Raw genomic sequence first — 18341 nt, 5'->3', positions numbered from 1 at the left:
ACACCAAGCATTACTGTAAAAACAGTTGTGCTTGGTGTTTTTTATTTTAGGGGTTCCGAATTAATTCTTTTACTCGATTAACTTTTACTTGTAATTTTTATTAATGGTGGTAATATAGTTTTGGTAATTGAGCGGGCGCTCAGTCATAATAAATGATTACTTTGAATGTTTGGATCAGAAGAAATGATAACTTGATATGGGCTTAAACACAGATGCTTAATTTTATATCAAATTTGTATTTCACTGACCAACCGAATTTCTAAGTCAATAGAAAAGAGGTTTTAATGATGAAGGATACAGAAAAACACAACTTCGTACAAGGCGTTGACGGTGAAGGCAAGAGTCTTGATGAAGTAAACGGTACGGTTGAAGTCCCTAAAAACGGGGGCTTTTGGAAAACATTAATGGCGTATACTGGGCCTGGAATTCTGATTGCAGTTGGGTATATGGATCCTGGTAACTGGATCACTTCAATTGCTGGTGGTGCACAGTTCAAGTACAAACTACTGGCAGTGATTCTGATTTCAAGTTTGATTGCTATGTTGCTTCAAGCGATGTCAGCCAAACTGGGGATCGTTACGGGTAAGGATTTAGCTCAACTGACACGTGAACGTACCAGTAAAGGTATGGGAATCATTCTATGGATCATCGCTGAATTAGCGATTATGGCAACCGATATCGCTGAAATCATTGGTTCTGGGATCGCATTAAAACTACTGTTCCGGATCCCTCTGATCGTTGGTATTTTGATCACGGCTGCCGATGTTTTGATTTTACTGTTATTAATGAAGCTGGGCTTTAGAAAAATTGAAGCCATTGTTGCAACGCTTGTGACGGTTATTTTATTAGTGTTTGCTTATGAGGTTGCGTTATCTAATCCAAGTATTGCAGGCATTATTGGTGGGTACGTGCCAACAACTGACATTATCAGCAATCATTCCATGTTATACCTGTCATTAGGGATCGTTGGTGCAACGGTTATGCCCCATGATTTGTATTTGGGATCGTCAATTTCGCAAACACGTAAACTTGATCGTTCAGATCGTAATGACATTGCTAAAGCCATTAAATTCTCAACGATTGATTCTAATCTGCAATTATTCATCGCCTTTATCGTTAATAGTTTACTATTAATTCTTGGTGCGGCACTGTTTTATGGTACTAACAGTTCATTGGGTCGTTTCGTTGACTTATTCAATGCGTTAAGTAATAGCCAAATCGTTGGTGCAATTGCCAGCCCAATGCTAAGTATGTTGTTTGCAGTGGCACTGTTGGCGTCAGGTCAAAGTTCCACAATCACGGGTACGTTAGCTGGACAGATTATTATGGAAGGTTTCATTCGGCTTCGAATTCCACTTTGGGCGCAAAGATTGGTGACACGTCTACTTTCCGTAACTCCCGTCTTGATTTTTGCCATTATCTATCATGGTGATGAGGCTAAGATTGAAGATCTGCTGACTTTCTCACAAGTATTCTTGAGTATTGCTTTACCATTCGCGGTAATCCCACTAGTAATGTTTACTAGTAGTAAAAAGGTCATGGGTGAATTTGCTAACCATGCCTGGATCAAATATGTTGCCTGGATCGTCACCGCTGTACTAATCGTATTGGATGTTTATCTTCTTGGACAGCAATTGGGTGGTATGTTTAGTTAAAATTGTAGAGACAGCTTTCACGTTAAATCAAAGGACTGTCTCTTTTTTATACCAGAAAACCAAGTGGGGACTGAATCATGAGTAAAAGTGAAACCAAGAGTGACCAACATAAGGAAAAAATTCTAAAAATTTCCCGGGAAATGTTTGCCAAAAATGGCTATGAAGCAACGACTACTCGGATGATTAATCAGGCTGCAGGAACGGCTGAAGGGTTAATGTATTATTATTTTCCTCATGGGAAACACGAAATACTGAATACCATTGTTCATCAAGGAATCATTAATCGAGTTAATCAATTGCAGATGACGTTCAACGATTGTGTTACGAAGACGGATCTTGAGCAGCGTTTAATGTTAATTTTCGAGAATATTTGGCAAGTTTTCCAGGATAAAGAAAATTACCAATCGTTTGTCATTACAATTCATGAACGCATGTTGTTGTCTGACGATCAGGCCGACTGGCTGTTGCAAATTTTAGAAGGGCTTGTCGATGAGATTGCCCAACAGTTAAAAGCGGCACCAGTACTTCAGTCAATAAGTAAAGGTCAGTATCGACCATTGGCACGAGTAATCGTTTCTATTTTTCAAAAAGTTATCTATGACGAATTGTTGATTAAAAATAACCGACAACTAACTGATGAAATGAAAAATTTGATCCGACCGCAATTAAGTGTGGTTTTGTCAATTTAGCGATGAAAGCGTGTTTCTTAACCACTGAAGGTTGAGAGACACGTTTTTTTATGCCCAACGTTCTCGCTGTTTCTGCGCTATACTGGATAAGTGAATATTTTTAAGGAGGAAAGTCACATGCTGCACGTAATTTTAATTACGATTTATCTGATAGTAGCTGGTGCGATTGCCGGCTTTTTAAGTTCAGTGGCTGGTCTAGCCTCCTTGGTATCTTATCCCGTATTGTTAAGTGTAGGTGTTCCACCAGTGAGTGCTGATGTGACTAATACTGCCGCATTGATTTTTACTGGGTTAGGTTCTACCTTATCGTCATCTAAAGAGCTAAAAGGTAATCATGCAACTATGTGGCATGTTGGTCTTTTAACGGCAGCTGGGGGTATTATCGGTTGCTTGATTTTAGCTTTTTTACCATCTTCTAGTTTCGAGCATGTGGTGCCGTTTTTAATATTCTTAGCTGCAGTGATGATGATGGTTTCAGGTAAAAAGAAACAGGTCAGTCAAACGGCTCAACCAACAAAATTATGGGTCCGGATTTTAAAAAATAGTGCCATTTTTTTAGTTGGCATTTACATTGGTTATTTTGGCGCAGCAGCTGGTATTTTTATGCTAGCGATTCTCACTGTGACCTTGACTAAGCCTTTTGTGGTCAGTAATGCCATTAAGAACTTCTCGGCACTGCTTACCAATGTGATTTCACTTGTGATCTACGCATTTACCATTAAAGTTTATTGGTTGATGGCGGTTCCTCTCGCGATTGGGATGTTTGCTGGTGGCTACGTTGGACCAGTTGTTATCCGTCATCTGCCAGTTAAATTACTACGAAATTTAATTACGATTGCGGCTTTTTGCTTATCTGGCTACCTGTTCTACACGGCCTACTTCGGTAAATAGCCTAATCTTGACATTTTAATTGGGGTCACGTATGCTATTAAAGTTAATTAAATCGCTAATAGCTTGATCATCGTCGGGTGATCATGATAGGCAGCTCTTCTAGTCGCAGATACAATGTTCTCAGAACGTTGAAGGCTAGGATAGGTGCCTTTTTCTATGTGAATTGGAGGAAAGTCAATCATGATGGCAGTAGTTTTACGGGGCATGTTGATTAGTTTTGCGCTTGTATCGTCAATTGGAATGCAGAACTTATTTGTTTTTAATAGCGCTATGAGTAACCGAATGCGACGTGCTTTATTAATTTGCTTATTTGTATGGATAGCGGACACAACCTTAACCACCGTCGCCTTTTTAGGAATGGGTGCGTTAATCAGTCATTATTTGTGGCTTAAAATTATCATTATGTTGCTTGGTGGTTTAATCGTGATTTGGATGGGGATTGGTATCTTACGTTCTGCTAGCCAGATAGAACTTGGAAAAGACGATTCACAATTACCATTAAAAGACGCTTTCGCTAGTGCTTGGATCGTGGCTTTTGCCAATCCACAAGCAATTATCGATACGGGGGTCACCATGGGAGCCCTGCGAGGAACGCTGACAAATAGTGAGGTGTTACCTTTTCTGGGCGGTATTATTTTAGCCACCGCAATTTGGTTTTTCTCGATTACGATTATTGTTGGTATTTTAAAGAATCGATTACCTAAGCGTATTTTGATGTGGATCAATATTATTTCAGGGGTAATTGTTTTAGGTTATGGAATCGCCTTGCTTATCAATGCTGCACGATTAATCCTTTAGTAAAAAATAGCCTTGAATCAGGCTCGATAATGGTTATCGGTCTTGATTCAAGGCTATTTTACTACTGTTTTTGAAGACGTAGTGCGTTCAAGATGGCAATCATGGTCACCCCAACATCAGCAAAGACGGCTTCCCACATGCCAATGATGCCAAATGCACCCAAAATCAAAAAGATGATTTTAACGGCCAAAGCAAAGCTAATATTTTCCCAAACGATTCGCTTGGTGGCTTTTGCAATTTGAATAATAGTAGCAACTTTTGACGGCTTATCATCCATTATGACAATATCCGCGGCCTCGATGGCGGCATCAGCACCAAGACCACCCATTGCGATTCCCACGTCAGCCCGAGCTAAGACAGGCGTATCGTTAATACCATCGCCAACGAAGGCAACTTGGTGATGAGATGTATGCGCAGCTTGGGTCAATGCGGTCATTTTGGCAACTTTTTGTGCAGGTAATAACTCGGACTCAACCTGATCCAAACCAAGTTGTTCACCAATATGATTTGCAATACCTTGATTATCACCGGTTAGTAGCTCGGTGTTTTTAACGCCCAAGTGTTTGAGCTGCAGAATGGCAGCTTTTGAGTCTGGTTTAGGCTGATCAGCAACTTGAATACTACCGGCAAATTTTTGATTGACCGCAACGTAGACTGTAGTACTGTTGGTGTTAGTTGCAGGCATGGTAATGTGATTTAATGATATTGCTTTTGCGTTGCCAACCACAACTATCTGATCATTGATTGTCGCTTCAATACCATGACCTGCCGTTTCCTGAATATCATGAAGTTTAAATTGAGTCAAATCACCGTCATAAGCTGCTATGATGGAACGGGCGATAGGGTGGTTAGAGTGCTGTTCAGCGGCAGCAGCAATGCCTAACAGTTGCTGATTAGTGAAAGGCGCTTCCGCGTTGATCTCACTAACTGTGAAATGTCCTTTTGTTAAAGTTCCGGTTTTATCAAATGCAATCGTATTTACGTGTGTTAATGCTTCGAGAAAATTACTGCCTTTAACTAGAATACCGTGTCGTGAGGCTGCTCCAATGCCACCGAAGAAACTTAGTGGTACGGAAATCACCAGTGCGCAGGGGCAACTGATAACTAGAAAAACTAAAGCACGGTTGATCCAAGTAGCCCAAGGACCCAGGTGAAGTAAGGGCGGGAAAAGGGCTAAAAGAATCGCTAAGCCAACAACAATTGGCGTATAGATTTTAGCAAAACGAGTGATAAATTTTTCGGTTGTTGTTTTTTGCTGAGCGGCATTTGAGACGAGGTCTAGGATTCGAGCTACCGTTGATTCCTGATAGGGTTTGGTAACACGAATATCGATGACACCAGTAAGATTAATGGCACCGCTCAAAACGGTTTCACCTTTTTGAATGTCACGAGGTAGCGATTCGCCGGTTAACGCTGAGGTGTCTAAGCTGGTATGACCACGAATTAATTCACCGTCTAGGGCAATCTTTTCGCCGGGTCTTACCCGGATAGTTTGACCGGGAATAACCTGCTCAGGGGTAATAACTTTTTCACCTGTAGGAGTTAAAATTGTAGCTGTCGTTGGTTTGAGTTTTAAGAGGGCAGAGATGGACTGTTTAGACTGCTGAACAGCGATATCTTCAAATAGTTCGCCAACTTCATAGAATAACATTACTGCGATGGCTTCGGGGTAATCGCCAAGTGCAATTGCCCCAACAGTAGCAACTGTCATCAAAAAGTTTTCGTCGAAAAATTCGCCACTGATGATATTGGTCAGTGATTCCCAGATAACGGGATAAGCAATAATCGCATAAGAAGCAATATAGAGCAGAATTTTTTCGATTGAGGCTGGTAAACTGACCGCAATTAATAATATAATGGTTGAACTGGCAATCATTATTAAGTCGCTTTTATGATTTAGAAAGCCGCGTACCGTGTTGTGGGTGCGAGTGGGAACAGTTGCTGATTTCATAGTTATCACCTCAATACATATCAACATATGTGCATATCTTAATGTGAATTGTACCCGTGCTGCTGCTAAAATGCAACCGCATTCGTAGCTAACCGAATACCAAATCATGACTATTATGAAGGAAGTTAAATATTCAATGGAAAATCCTAAACATTTAGAAATCGTAGAACACTTAAAAGATCATTTAACCGTCTCATCGGAATTAGAAAACATGGTTGCACTATTCAAAGCGTTGGGCGATGTGACTCGAGTACGCATTATCTTGGCGTTAGCTGAATCGACCCTTAGCGTAACGGAACTTACCGAAGTGTTGGATTTGAATCAGTCAACGGTTTCGCATCAATTAAGTCTGTTGAAACAGCAAAATTTAGTCAAAGGGACTCGGAACGGTAAAAACATTCATTACGAGTTATCTGACAGGCACATCATGACGATTGTTGATCAGGTCAAAGCACACGTTTTAGAGCATTGATCAGCGCCTATCGTTAAACATATTCACTGTAAAGCCGGCTATTTTGCATTTTGCAAAGTGGTCGGCTTTTGCGGTTGACAATTGTAAACGAAGCATTTATCATGTAGTTATGGTTTACAAATGTAAACGTAAAAATAAAAATCCTGGAGGTTTTTATCATGATTAAAATGTTTGTCTTAATAGTTGGGCTTGTACTGATTGGTTTTATCGCTTGGTGGTTCTTTGGTAAGCATGCAGTGGCTACTGAAACTGCTGACGTTACTAATGATGTCCAGGAGATTGATGTGGACGTTAATGGCGGCTACTCACCCGAAAAAGTGGTTTTGAAGAAGGGTGTTCCTGCAGTTTTGAACTTCACTCGTCGGGATCCATCAACGTGTTTGGATCGGGTAGTTTTCCCCGATTTTGGTATCAACCGCGAGTTACCAAAGGGTGAAAAACAAGCCATTGACATCGATACTAGCAAGCCCGGAGAATTCCAGTGGGCTTGCGGAATGGATATGTTTCATGGCAAATTGATTATTAAGTAAATTGATTATCAATATTAAGTGAGGCTTAGTTACCAAACGCAAAGTTTTGGGGAAAGTGGTGAACAAGGATGTCAATTACAAGTCGTTTTTGGATCTCGTTGATCCTGTCGTTACCAATGTTAGCAGAAATGATTTTTCACCCGTTTGGCTGGATGCTGCCGGGTGGTGAATGGACGATGTTAGTACTGACGACAATTATCATGGCTGTTTCAGCAGGTCCGTTTTGGCAAAGTGCCTGGGCGTCTTTCACAAAGCATCATTCTAACATGGATACATTGGTAGCTATTGGGACGGCAACGGCGTATTTTTACAGCATATACGCCATGATTACCCATCAAGCGGTCTTTTTTGAAAGTGCAGCGTTTGTGACTACCTTTGTTCTATTGGGCCAGGTTTTCGAAGAGCGGATGCGAAATAACGCCTCGAATGCCGTTGATAAGTTAGTTAATTTACAGGCTAAAGAAGCTTCGGTTTTGAGAAATGGTGAACTGATTAAAGTACCATTAAGCGAAGTGGCAGTTGGTGATTTGATTCGGGTTAAACCAGGTGAAAAGATTGCCGTAGACGGTGTGATTACCAAGGGCAGCTCCGCTATCGATGAATCCATGGTTACCGGTGAAAGCATGCCCGTTGAAAAACATGCAGGTGACCGGGTAATTGGTTCAACGCTGAACAGTAATGGAACGTTCATGTTCAAGGCTGAAAAAGTAGGCAGTGACACTATGTTGTCTCAAATCGTTGAATTAGTTAGGAAGGCACAGAATAGCCATGCACCGATCCAAAAGTTAACGGATCAAGTGTCGAATATTTTTGTGCCAATTGTACTGATTATTTCAATCCTGACGTTTTTGGTTTGGTACGTATTACTTGGCGCAAGTGTTGCTAACGCTTTGATTTTTGCTGTTTCCGTTGTTGTGATTGCCTGCCCATGTGCGTTAGGTTTAGCAACGCCAACCGCTCTAATGGTTGGGACGGGTCGCTCTGCTAAAATGGGTATCCTCATCAAAAACGGGGAAGTCCTTGAAGCGGTTAATGACGTTACCACGGTGGTTTTCGATAAGACTGGCACAATTACCATGGGAAAACCTGAAGTAACGGACATTGTCGGTGATCAATCACAGATTTTACCATTAGCTGCCAGTTTGGAAGCTAATTCGGAACATCCCTTGGCTGCTGCAGTTTTGGCTAAAGCTAAAGGTGAGGGCATTACAGTTGCACCAGCGGCCGACTTTCAAGCCATTGAGGGTAAGGGAGTTGCCGCAACGGTAAATGGTCAAACCGCCTTCATTGGTAATGATAAATTGTTGGCAGACCACAACATGATAGATGATCTAAAACAGACAGCTATCAAGTTACAGACAGCGGCAAAGACGGTTGTCTATGTCGGTTTGGATCATCAAGTGATTGGTTTGATTGCCATTCAGGACGCACCAAAGGCAACCTCAAAAGAAGCCATCGCTGCTCTGAAACAAAGAGGGTTGAAGACGGTGATGTTAACTGGAGACAATGAACGAGTGGCAAAAGCGATTGCGGATCAGGTCGGTATTGATTCTGTCATCGCGGATGTTTTGCCTGCAGATAAAGCAGATCACGTCAAGATGTTGCAACAGACAGGCAAGGTAGCCTTTGTTGGTGACGGCATCAATGACGCACCAGCTTTAACGGTCGCGGATGTTGGTATTGCTATGGGTTCTGGGACGGACATCGCCATTGAATCGGGTGGTATCGTACTGGTTAAAAATGATTTACGCGATGTAGATCGGGCTTTGGCCATGAGTCGTAAAACCTTTAACAGAATTAAACTCAATTTATTCTGGGCGTTTGTTTATAACGTACTGGGTATTCCGGTGGCAGCAGGTGCGTTCTACGCCATTGGGTTAACGCTCAGTCCAGAACTGGCTGGCTTGGCAATGGCCTTTAGTTCATTATCCGTTGTTACCAGTTCGGTGTTACTGAACCGTGCTAAAATTACGACTAATGTTTCTGAAACTGCGTAAAGTTTACAACAGTATAAAAAGCAGACTAATTATCAGGAGATGTTACTACTGATATTAGCCTGCTTTTGTTATGCTAAACAATGTGATAACTCTCAGTAATCTCCCATTTTTCTCAAAAAGCGGACCGTTATAATAGTTTGAGTAAACTTTTTGAAAGTAGGAATTGATTGTGAAATCAAATGAACCGTCACCAAAAGGTAATTTCGTTGGCTTGCTGCCATTGATTTTCTTCCTTGTTCTCTATATTAGTTCGGGTATTCTCACCGGCAGCTTTGATAATATGCCGCTACTGGTCGCTATGATGCTGGCGAGTATCGTGGCTTTTTTGCTGAAAGGCGATAATCGCAAAGATACTTTTAGTGATAAATTAACCGTGTTTTTTAAAGGTGCGGGACAGGAAACGATGATTCTGATGATCATTATTTTTCTGTTGGCAGGCGCATTTTACTACGTAACGAAGTCAATGCACGCGGTAGAAACGATTACTGATATTGGGTTAACGTATTTACCCAAATCATTTTTAGTTCCCGGTGTTTTTATTCTTGGCTGTATTCTTAGTTTCGCCATGGGAACTTCTATGGGAACCGTGGCAGCGTTGATGCCGATTGCCGCTAGTATTGCCCAGATGGCCCATATTAGTATGCCGCTAATGGCTGGAGTGGTGGTCAGTGGCGCCATGTTTGGTGATGATCTATCATTAATTTCTGGTTCCGCCATTGTGTCAGCTAAAACGCAAGGCGTTACCATTTTTGATAAATTTAAAACTAATGCGATCATGGTTGTTCCCGCAGTTTTGATTACTATCGTACTGCTAATGACTGTTCACGTTGGTCATGCGGATGTTGGCAGTCTTGGGACCATTCACTGGCTTAATATTTTACCGTACATTGTGGTGATTGCGCTATCCTTTATGAACATTAACGTGTTGATCGTCCTTTTTCTGGGAATCGTAACGGCAACAGTGATTGGAATTGGCGCTGGTAGCTTTGATTTTATTGGTGCACTAGATTCGATTCATAAGGGGATGCTATCCATGGCGGATATTTCCCTGATTTCCATTGTCGTTGGTGGGCTAGCTGCTTTAATGACACACATGGGCGGTATTCAGTGGTTACTGAATAAGATCACTAAACATGCCAATGGTGCGTTGGGCGGTAAGTTTGCCATTGCCTTCTTGATTCTGTTGTTAGACTTAATTACCACTAATAATACGGTGTCCATTATGATTGCCGGACCGATATCGAAGGATCTGTCAGACACGTATCATATTTCTAAATCGTATACTGCCAGTATTTTGGACGTTTTCTCCTGTGTTGGCCAGGGCCTGATTCCCTATGGAGGTCAATTATTGATGGCAGGGGCAATTGCTCAAGTATCGGCAGCCTCGATTGTACCGTATAGTTGGTACTGCATGGTTTTAGGAATTGTTTCCATTATCTTCTTAGTCAGCCATTTTTCACCCAAAGAAGCTCGGGTAAGAATTTAGGTGTACTAAAAGCAATCTAAAAAATGAAGCTGCGACAAAACTCGGTAGATTCCAGAATTTAACGCAAATAATGCCTATTCCGCAAAAACGGAATAGGCATTATTTGCGTTAAATGGCCGGAATCTGAGTTTTGTTGCGTAATTAGGCTATATTTCCGTATAGCTCCAAAGTACAGTAAACACTAATTCTAGCTAAAAATTAATTGAGATACTTACCAATATAGACTTATGGCACAACCTCATTTTTAGATTGAACGAATTCTAATTACCGCATTCGCTTAATCATTCAGTTGAAATTTCAGTTTCATTTGTGGTTCACCAAGTGCTAACATTTGGCCAAGTAGAGTGTTTGAATTCGTTTTGGCAATGTCAGCCATTTGGTTATTAACCTTTTCAAGATAAGCAGGAAGATTTGATTGAGCAACCGCCTTTTGATCGGCCTTGATTTGAAGGTTCCGGCATTGCGCAACGGTGTGTTCTTCAAATAAGTTTTCTTGGTCTTCATAAAGTGCGAAGTCATTATCACCAATCAAAGCTAAAACGTTTGGCAACCAGTACATATTGGTTGGGTCACAGTTACCCGTTGTGTTTTTGTAGGCTTCTGGCGTATCAGTTACATTCGCGTAGAAGGGTACTACAGAATTAAAGGTATTTGGACCGAATGCTAACCAGTGAATACCAGCAATTTCGTCCGGAACATTATTCCGAATTTGTAGAATATGCAGTTCTTGATTCCGGTTGATTCCAATTGGCCGGAACTGCTTTTTCTGAGCTTCAGTACCAGTACCATAAGGATCGTATGGCGTATTTTGATAGTGTGAACTGAGTACGAATTTCATATCTTCGATGGAGATCTTCTTATCCGTGTGGCAAATGAACGGTAGGTCTTGATCGATTGGAGTGGTATCAAATTCTGGGTTGAAGTATTTTTGACCATACCAAGCACGTGGATTGTTATACCGAGTGTCTTTGATAGTAGCACTGCCGAAGATGTGACGTAGATTGACCTGGTCTTTATCAGGATTCATGTGATATTGTTGGATCATGTGAGACAGGTCTTTAGAACATAACGTACTATCGGAGTTGAAATTAAATTGATCAATGTTTAACCGGTTAGGCGCGATGACATAGGCATCGTCGGGGATGCGGATGGCTGCCCAGTGATGGCCACCAATGGATTCAAAGTACCAAACTTCATCTTTATCAGAGAAAGCCATGGCGTTCATTTCATACGTACCATACTTTTCCAGCAAGCTGCCTAAACGTTGAACGCCTTCTCGAGCAGAGTGGCTGTAAGGTAAGGTCAGTGTGGTGATGTCTTCTTCACCGATACCGTTTTCAACTAATGGATCAACACCTAAAATTCGTGAATTAGAGGTGATGGTTTCAGTAGCCGTCATGGCAACGTTAGCGCTGTTGATACCAGCCGCGGCCCAGGTACCATGGCCATCGGTAGCATCAGGCGTTGATGTGTAACGCAGTGGATCATCAGGCAAGTCGATCTCAACCTGGCTCAAAACTGATTTGTAATGCCGAGGTTGGTCTTCAGGGTTAACGACGACAAACTTCTGTGGGTTTAATGGCCCAGCGCCATCCTCGTTTCTTGCAATAATAGTGGAACCATCAATTGAGGCTTTTTTGCCCACTAACATTGTGGTGCAAGAACCCTTGATTCGTTTAGTCATGCAAACACTCCCTTTAATTTGATTACTAGTCCATTGTATCACGTTCGTTTGCAACCCTCTCAGTTAGTGCGGGCAACTTAATTGTTTCACATGAAACATTCTTCGGCTTAGAAATAATTATCTTTGAAACAAGGTTGATTTGAATAATCTTTATAGCGTAGAGTGTATGGTAAAGATGAGTGGGGAGAGTTTTAATTGAAATCGGTCGTTAAAAACAGCATTCAAATTATTCTCGGTGCGTTGATCTATGCTTTGGCAATCAACTATTTTTTGATTCCTAATCGGATCGGTGAGGGCGGAGTGACTGGTTTAACAGCTATTGGATACTATACGTTTAGAATTCCGCCAGCATTAACCAATATTGTTTTAAACGGTATTTTGATTTTAGTTGGGTTTAAGTTCTTAAAACGTGAAACGGTGTTCTATTCACTCTGGGCGGTAATCTGGATCAGCCTTTTTTTGAGAGTACCCGTTCTTTGGCCGTATCATACCAGTCAGACAATTATTGCTGCCATTGCCGGTGGTGTCTTAATGGGGATCTCCATGGGGCTGATTTTCCGTGCTAAAGGGACGATTGCAGGTAGTACAATATTGGCTAAAATTGTTAACCGTTATTTCGGTATCCGGAATGGATCAGCCATGTTGTTTTTTGATCTCATCGTGGCGATTCCTTCAGGCTTCATTATTGGGTTTCAAAATATGCTATTAACTGCACTAGAACTTTATGTTTCAGCTGTTGTACTGAATAAATACTTGGACGCAATAGGCGCCAAAAAATCAGTATTGGTACTGTCAAAAAAGAATCGGGCAATTGGTGAAGCTTTATCCGCCAACCTAGGACAAGGGGTCACCATGCTGAAAGCGACAGGCTTTTATAGCCAAGAAAATATGGATGCACTTTTTTACGTCTGCAGTAATCGGGATTGGACATCGGTTATGCCGATTATCATGTCGGTGGATCCTGAGGCCTTGGTCGTGACGGATCAAATTCGTAGCGTTCGTGGACGGCATTTGCCGGATTTATAGATAGCGGATTGATGGTTGAAATTAGGTGAACTTATTACATTGGCTTATTCAGGGCTCGCCTCCTCTCCAAGCTAAATAATTTTAGGTATCCCTAAAATGTGGTATCATGTAAGACGGAGGCGGTAACAATGACAACAATTTACATGCGTCCAACAAAAAAGGATGAAACAGTTAAATTATCTGATGGTAGTCAAGCAGTTGTTGACGTCATTAAGGCACCAGATGGTCCGTGTTACCAGTTTAGGTTTAATGAGCATGCGCACGCCAATTTCTGGTGCCAGCAGCCAGTGAAGGATGGTCAGGTAATCAAGGTAGCATCGATTAATGGACCAGAAAAATTTCAAATTCAATTACGTTGATGAGTTGAAACATGGTCATATGTCAATCAATATGTGGAAATATTTCAGATTAGCAGCTTATCACGGGCTATGTCCCGGGAAATAAAAAAGGTGTGATAACCAGTCAATTTGACTGGTTATCACACCTTTTTGAATACCTAATGTTTAGCTAATACGATCTTTATGCAGTCGATTCCAATGTAATCGAAATAGTTTAACAATTTCGGTTACGATTAAAACAATGAATCCCATAACAATTGGGATTCCCCAACCGTAGTGGAAATTAATTGCTGTCGTATGGAAAACACCTTGCATAAATGGCAAGTAGATAATCGCCAGCTGTAAGAGAATCAGCAGGCCGATAATGTAGAATGCCATCTTATTTTGGAAGAAATACTTGGAAATAACGGGATGGTTATTTCGCAGATTAAACAGGTAGAAAATCTTACCGAAAATCACAATATTCAGTGTCATGGTGCTACCCATTAACGCACTGATGCCGTGGCCGACTAACTGGTCGTAAGCAAAAATACCTAGGCCAGAAATTAACAGTGAGACGTAAATGACCTCCACGACATCCATTTTTGATAAGATACCTGCTTTGACATTTCGTGGTCCTCGTAACATGATGCCCGATTCAACTGGCTCAAAAATAAAGGCAAATTGAATCGTGAGGGCAGAAACCATGTTGATCCATAGTAATTGCGTCGGGTACAACGGTAATGATTGATCCATCACAATACTCAAGACCACTATGAGACCCTCAGCAAAACTAGTTGGCAACAGGAAACGAATGGTTTTACGAATGTTATCAAAGACGTGACGGCCTTCCTTAACGGCTGCTAAAATGGTTGTGAAGTCATCATCGGCAAGCACCATGTCAGCTGCACCTTTAGCAACATCGGTACCTTTGATTCCCATCGCAACACCGATATCAGCTTGTTTCAAAGCGGGGGCATCGTTTACACCATCACCGGTCATTGAAACCACGTGACCAAGGGATTGCTGAGCGCGAACGATTCGCAGTTTATCGGCAGGGGTTGTTCTAGCAAATACTGTGTAGTTATCGATGACATTTGCCAGTTCTTCATCGGAGAGCTGATTTAATTCTGGGCCGGTAATAGCTTTAGGAGAATCCGCTAGGTTTAACTGCTTAGCAATAGCAGCAGCAGTTTCTGGATCATCACCCGTAATCATTTTGACTTGAATACCAGCGTACCGTAGTTTCTTTACAGCATCGGCAACTTCTGGACGGGGTGGATCAATGATACCGACTAAGCCGACTAAGTTTAGTCCCTTACCAATCATATCGGGATCGATTTCGGTAATTTCCTGGGAAATAATTTGGTAACCCAGAGCGACAACCCGCTTACCTTGGCGAGTCAGTTGGCTCATTTGTTCTGCCATGACACCAGCGTTAACTTGACCACCTTGTTTTTCGATTAATTTAGCAAGCGTCTGCGGTGCACCTTTAACCATGAGCACGCGCTGACCGTTATAATCTACCAAACGAGCGGAATACCGAAAAGCTGAATCAAAGGGCAATGAGTCGATTTCATTAACGGTTGGTTCGGTGTGGTTTAACTTGTGGAAGAGCGCTGTGAGGGCACCATCGGTCGGTTCACCAGTTAAAACCCAATGACCGTCTTCTTCGTTAAAGACGGCGTCAGAGGTTTGTCCAGCGATTTGGACTAACCAGCGTAAATGCTCATTATGCTGCCAATCGACGGCCTCACCGTTACCGTTTTGAATTTGACCTTCTGAATCATAGCCGACGCCGGAGACTTGATACTGATGTTCAGGCGTTAAGATATCGGTGACGGTCATTTCATTCTTAGTTAAAGTCCCGGTTTTATCAGTATTAACAATATCAACAGCGCCCAGTGTTTCAACGGCAGGCAGCGTTTTAACAATGGCATTTTGTTTCGTGAGTTGTCTAGTTCCCATGGCAAGCACAACGGAAGTACTTGCTGGCAATCCTTCTGGCATTGAACCGACAACCATTGTGATAACCGCGATTAGGAGTGTCGGTAGACTGTAGACGTGAATTGCAGCGCCAAGGATGAAGAGCAAAATTGCGGCCACCACAATGGCGACTGAAAGCCCAACACCCAACCGGTTTAAGTTCTGCATCAGCGGGGTTGGTTGCGCCTTGACATCAGCGACATCTTGTTGAATTTTACCAATTTCGGTATGGGAACCCGTCGCAATAACGATGCCTAAACCAGAGCCACTGGTAACGGCGGTGGATGCAAAGGCCTGATTTTGGCGTTCAGCTAAAGGTACATCGGCGGCATTAATTGGCTCTTCGATTTTTTCAACGGAATCAGTTTCACCAGTTAGCACTGATTCTTGAATTTTTAGGTTATCGGCCTCAACGAGTCGTAAATCGGCTGGAACGGAATCACCAGCTTCTAACCTAACGATATCGCCAGTAACGAGTTCGCGAGACGGCAATGTAATTTTTTGGCCGTCACGAATGACAAAACTTTCTGAGACTAACAGGTCTTTGATCTTTTCTAGGGCATTGTCAGCCGATATTTCTTGAAAATAGCCGATCAGCGCATTAGCAATAATCACCAGTCCAATAACGATTGAATCTGAGTAACGGTGCAGCACAAATGTAATGATGGCTGCGACTAGTAAGATGTAGATAATACTGTTGTTGAACTGTTTTAAGAATCGCAACAAATTTGAAACTTTCTTGGCTTCTAGCTCATTGGGACCATGTTTTGCGAAACGTTTTTTAGCTTCAACTGTGCTGAGTCCGTCTTCGCAGTTGGTCTGCCATTGTTTTTCTAGTTCAGAAGTCGATTGGTGCCAAACTTGTTGCTGACTGGGTCCGGCGTCTTTGTTGTCGTCGGTTGCCACGGAAGTAACTTGCTGATTGTCTGAATGTGTTGCCATAAATTGATCATCCTTTCGTGATTAACGTGTGATTAGCGGTCTGGAAATACCAAATTACTCAATAATTCCCTCAATTTAATCCCTTCTTTCTATATTGCTAAGTATTAGATTAAATATTAATAATGCGAAATACAAGCAAAATCGCTCTAAAGTTGTACATTATGCCTAGTTTGTTAAAAAAATTTATTTTTTTTAGATATTGGCCTAGATGAATGGGCTTACAAATGAAAGCGGAATCAAAAAAATAAAAATGTTAAGGAATGCCTAAAAACTATTTTACAAATCCGAAATAAATTGTACAATGAACATGCTTAACAAATCTAAGAAGGGTGGTATTTATCTTGAAGGATCAAAAAACACCACGTAAGCACCATTTGATCGAATACGCCAATGGAAAGTCATTGGAAGAGATCAATGGTTCAATTGAAGTTCCAAAGGGAGGTTTCTGGAAAACCCTGTTTATGTATTCGGGGCCTGGTGCACTAGTTGCCGTGGGCTATATGGATCCCGGTAATTGGTCAACATCGATTACCGGTGGTCAAAATTTCCAGTACTTGCTGATGTCTGTTATCTTGATGTCAAGTTTGATTGCGATGTTACTACAATACATGGCAGCTAAACTTGGCATCGTGACGCAGATGGATTTGGCCCAAGCCATTCGGGCACGTACAAGTAAAGCATTGGGAATCGTACTTTGGCTGTTTACAGAATTTGCGATTATGGCGACTGATATCGCGGAAGTTATTGGGGCCGCCATTGCGCTCTATCTGTTATTCCATATTCCACTTGTCTACGCGGTTTTCATTACCGTTTTTGATGTTTTGTTACTGCTATTATTAACCAAAATTGGTTTCCGGAAAATTGAAGGCATTGTGGTTTGCTTAATTCTGGTTATCCTATTTGTTTTCGCATATGAAGTTGCTTTATCAAATCCTAATTGGCTTGGCGTTTTTGGTGGCTTAATTCCGACTAAGGATACGTTCTCGAGTTCAATTAAGGCTGGTGGCAGTACGCCATTGACTGGTTCGTTAGGAATTATTGGTGCGACTGTTATGCCACATAATTTGTATTTGCACTCTGCTATTTCTCAAACCCGTAAAACGGACCACACTGATGAAGAGGCTGTGGCACGGACGGTTCGGTTTACAACTTGGGATTCAAACATTCAGTTGTCACTTGCATTCGTGGTCAACGCATTACTGTTGGTCATGGGGGTTGCCGTATTTAAGACGGGTGCCGTTAAAGATCCTTCGTTCTTCGGTTTATTCCAAGCATTATCAAATTCTTCTATGTTGAGTAATCCCATTTTGATCGCTGTTGCAAAGTCTGGTGCACTGTCAGTATTATTTGCTGTTGCCTTGCTTGCTTCAGGTCAAAACTCCACCATTACTGGGACTTTAACTGGTCAGGTAATCATGGAAGGCTTTATTCACATGAAAATGCCACTGTGGGCTCGTCGATTAGTGACCCGTTTAATTTCAGTCATTCCCGTTTTGATTTGTGTTGGGATGACCAGTGGCGAAACGCCTATTCAGCAACATGAGGCGCTAAACACGCTGATGAATAATTCACAAGTCTTTCTGGCATTTGCGCTGCCATTCTCAATGTTGCCATTATTAATGATGACAGACAGTGAGCTGGAAATGGGCAAACGGTTCAAGAACACCTTAGTCATTAAAGTTCTTGGTTGGTTCTCAGTCATTGCCTTAACTGCGCTAAATATGAAAGGTTTACCGGATAATATCGAAGGCTTTTTGCCAGCCAATGCTAGCCCAGCAGCCTTTGCCATGGCGGATAACGTGGCATATTTCCTTATTGTATGTGTCATGCTGATGTTAGTTTGGATGATTTATGATCTCCATCAGGGAAACAAACGGTTAAAAACTAAACTTGGTTTAGCTGGCTAGATGGGAGTTT

General features: G+C 41.8%; 14 protein-coding genes. 11 read left to right on the top strand and 3 right to left on the bottom strand.

Annotated features, from left to right (window positions below; translation table 11 throughout):
* Positions 1–287 precede the first annotated feature (287 nt).
* The 4 genes from CES82_RS00900 to CES82_RS00885 all read left to right on the top strand — a co-directional run bounded on the left by CES82_RS00900 (position 288) and on the right by CES82_RS00885 (position 4033).
* Positions 288–1655 carry an Nramp family divalent metal transporter gene (locus tag CES82_RS00900; protein WP_098823433.1) on the top strand — a complete coding sequence of 456 codons (1368 nt, stop codon included), beginning with the start codon at positions 288–290 and terminating at the stop codon, positions 1653–1655.
* A 77-nt stretch (positions 1656–1732) separates the two neighbouring features.
* The gene (locus CES82_RS00895; RefSeq protein ID WP_098823432.1) at positions 1733–2344 is read left to right on the top strand and encodes a TetR/AcrR family transcriptional regulator; all 612 of its coding nucleotides are present in this window, start codon (positions 1733–1735) and stop codon (positions 2342–2344) included.
* A gap of 117 nt (positions 2345–2461) precedes the next feature.
* On the top strand, positions 2462–3235 hold the full coding sequence (locus CES82_RS00890; RefSeq protein ID WP_369689063.1) for a sulfite exporter TauE/SafE family protein: 774 nt from the start codon (positions 2462–2464) through the stop codon (positions 3233–3235).
* Positions 3236–3415: 180 nt separating this feature from the next.
* The gene (locus tag CES82_RS00885) at positions 3416–4033 is read left to right on the top strand and encodes a LysE/ArgO family amino acid transporter (RefSeq protein ID WP_225364801.1); all 618 of its coding nucleotides are present in this window, start codon (positions 3416–3418) and stop codon (positions 4031–4033) included.
* Between the two features lie 61 nt (positions 4034–4094).
* Here the strand turns inward: CES82_RS00885 and CES82_RS00880 are convergent, their stop codons facing one another.
* On the bottom strand, positions 4095–5984 hold the full coding sequence (locus CES82_RS00880) for a heavy metal translocating P-type ATPase (protein ID WP_225364800.1): 1890 nt from the start codon (positions 5982–5984) through the stop codon (positions 4095–4097).
* Positions 5985–6090: 106 nt separating this feature from the next.
* Here CES82_RS00880 and CES82_RS00875 point away from each other — a divergent pair, with 106 nt between their 5' ends.
* From CES82_RS00875 to CES82_RS00860, 4 genes are all read left to right on the top strand, one after another.
* Positions 6091–6456, top strand: coding sequence for an ArsR/SmtB family transcription factor (locus CES82_RS00875; RefSeq protein ID WP_369689062.1), 366 nt, complete (start codon positions 6091–6093; stop codon positions 6454–6456).
* Positions 6457–6614: 158 nt separating this feature from the next.
* Positions 6615–6986 (top strand): cupredoxin domain-containing protein, encoded by a 372-nt coding sequence (locus CES82_RS00870; RefSeq protein ID WP_098823430.1) that lies wholly within the window; start codon positions 6615–6617, stop codon positions 6984–6986.
* 68 nt (positions 6987–7054) lie between these two features.
* A complete protein-coding gene (locus tag CES82_RS00865; RefSeq protein ID WP_098823429.1) occupies positions 7055–8983 on the top strand; it encodes a copper-translocating P-type ATPase in 1929 nt (642 codons plus the stop codon).
* Between the two features lie 169 nt (positions 8984–9152).
* Positions 9153–10469, top strand: a complete 1317-nt coding sequence (locus tag CES82_RS00860) for a Na+/H+ antiporter NhaC family protein (protein ID WP_225364799.1) — start codon at positions 9153–9155, stop codon at positions 10467–10469.
* Between the two features lie 277 nt (positions 10470–10746).
* On the opposite strand, the gene CES82_RS00855 is transcribed toward CES82_RS00860, so the two are convergent.
* Complete coding sequence (locus CES82_RS00855; RefSeq protein WP_098823428.1) at positions 10747–12153, bottom strand: C69 family dipeptidase; 1407 nt, start codon at positions 12151–12153, stop codon at positions 10747–10749.
* A gap of 195 nt (positions 12154–12348) precedes the next feature.
* Here CES82_RS00855 and CES82_RS00850 point away from each other — a divergent pair, with 195 nt between their 5' ends.
* Positions 12349–13179 (top strand): YitT family protein, encoded by an 831-nt coding sequence (locus tag CES82_RS00850; protein WP_098823427.1) that lies wholly within the window; start codon positions 12349–12351, stop codon positions 13177–13179.
* Positions 13180–13307: 128 nt separating this feature from the next.
* The gene (locus CES82_RS00845; RefSeq protein ID WP_098823426.1) at positions 13308–13538 is read left to right on the top strand and encodes a hypothetical protein; all 231 of its coding nucleotides are present in this window, start codon (positions 13308–13310) and stop codon (positions 13536–13538) included.
* 144 nt (positions 13539–13682) lie between these two features.
* On the opposite strand, the gene CES82_RS00840 is transcribed toward CES82_RS00845, so the two are convergent.
* The gene (locus CES82_RS00840; protein ID WP_098823425.1) at positions 13683–16424 is read right to left on the bottom strand and encodes an HAD-IC family P-type ATPase; all 2742 of its coding nucleotides are present in this window, start codon (positions 16422–16424) and stop codon (positions 13683–13685) included.
* Positions 16425–16762: 338 nt separating this feature from the next.
* On the opposite strand from CES82_RS00840, the gene CES82_RS00835 reads away from it, so the two are divergent.
* On the top strand, positions 16763–18331 hold the full coding sequence (locus CES82_RS00835; RefSeq protein WP_098823618.1) for an Nramp family divalent metal transporter: 1569 nt from the start codon (positions 16763–16765) through the stop codon (positions 18329–18331).
* The last annotated feature ends 10 nt before the right edge of the window (positions 18332–18341 follow it).

The sequence above is a fragment of the Secundilactobacillus silagincola genome, assembly GCF_002583405.1.
GTDB classification, from domain to species: domain Bacteria; phylum Bacillota; class Bacilli; order Lactobacillales; family Lactobacillaceae; genus Secundilactobacillus; species Secundilactobacillus silagincola.
This window is presented reverse-complemented; position numbering and strand designations above follow the sequence as displayed.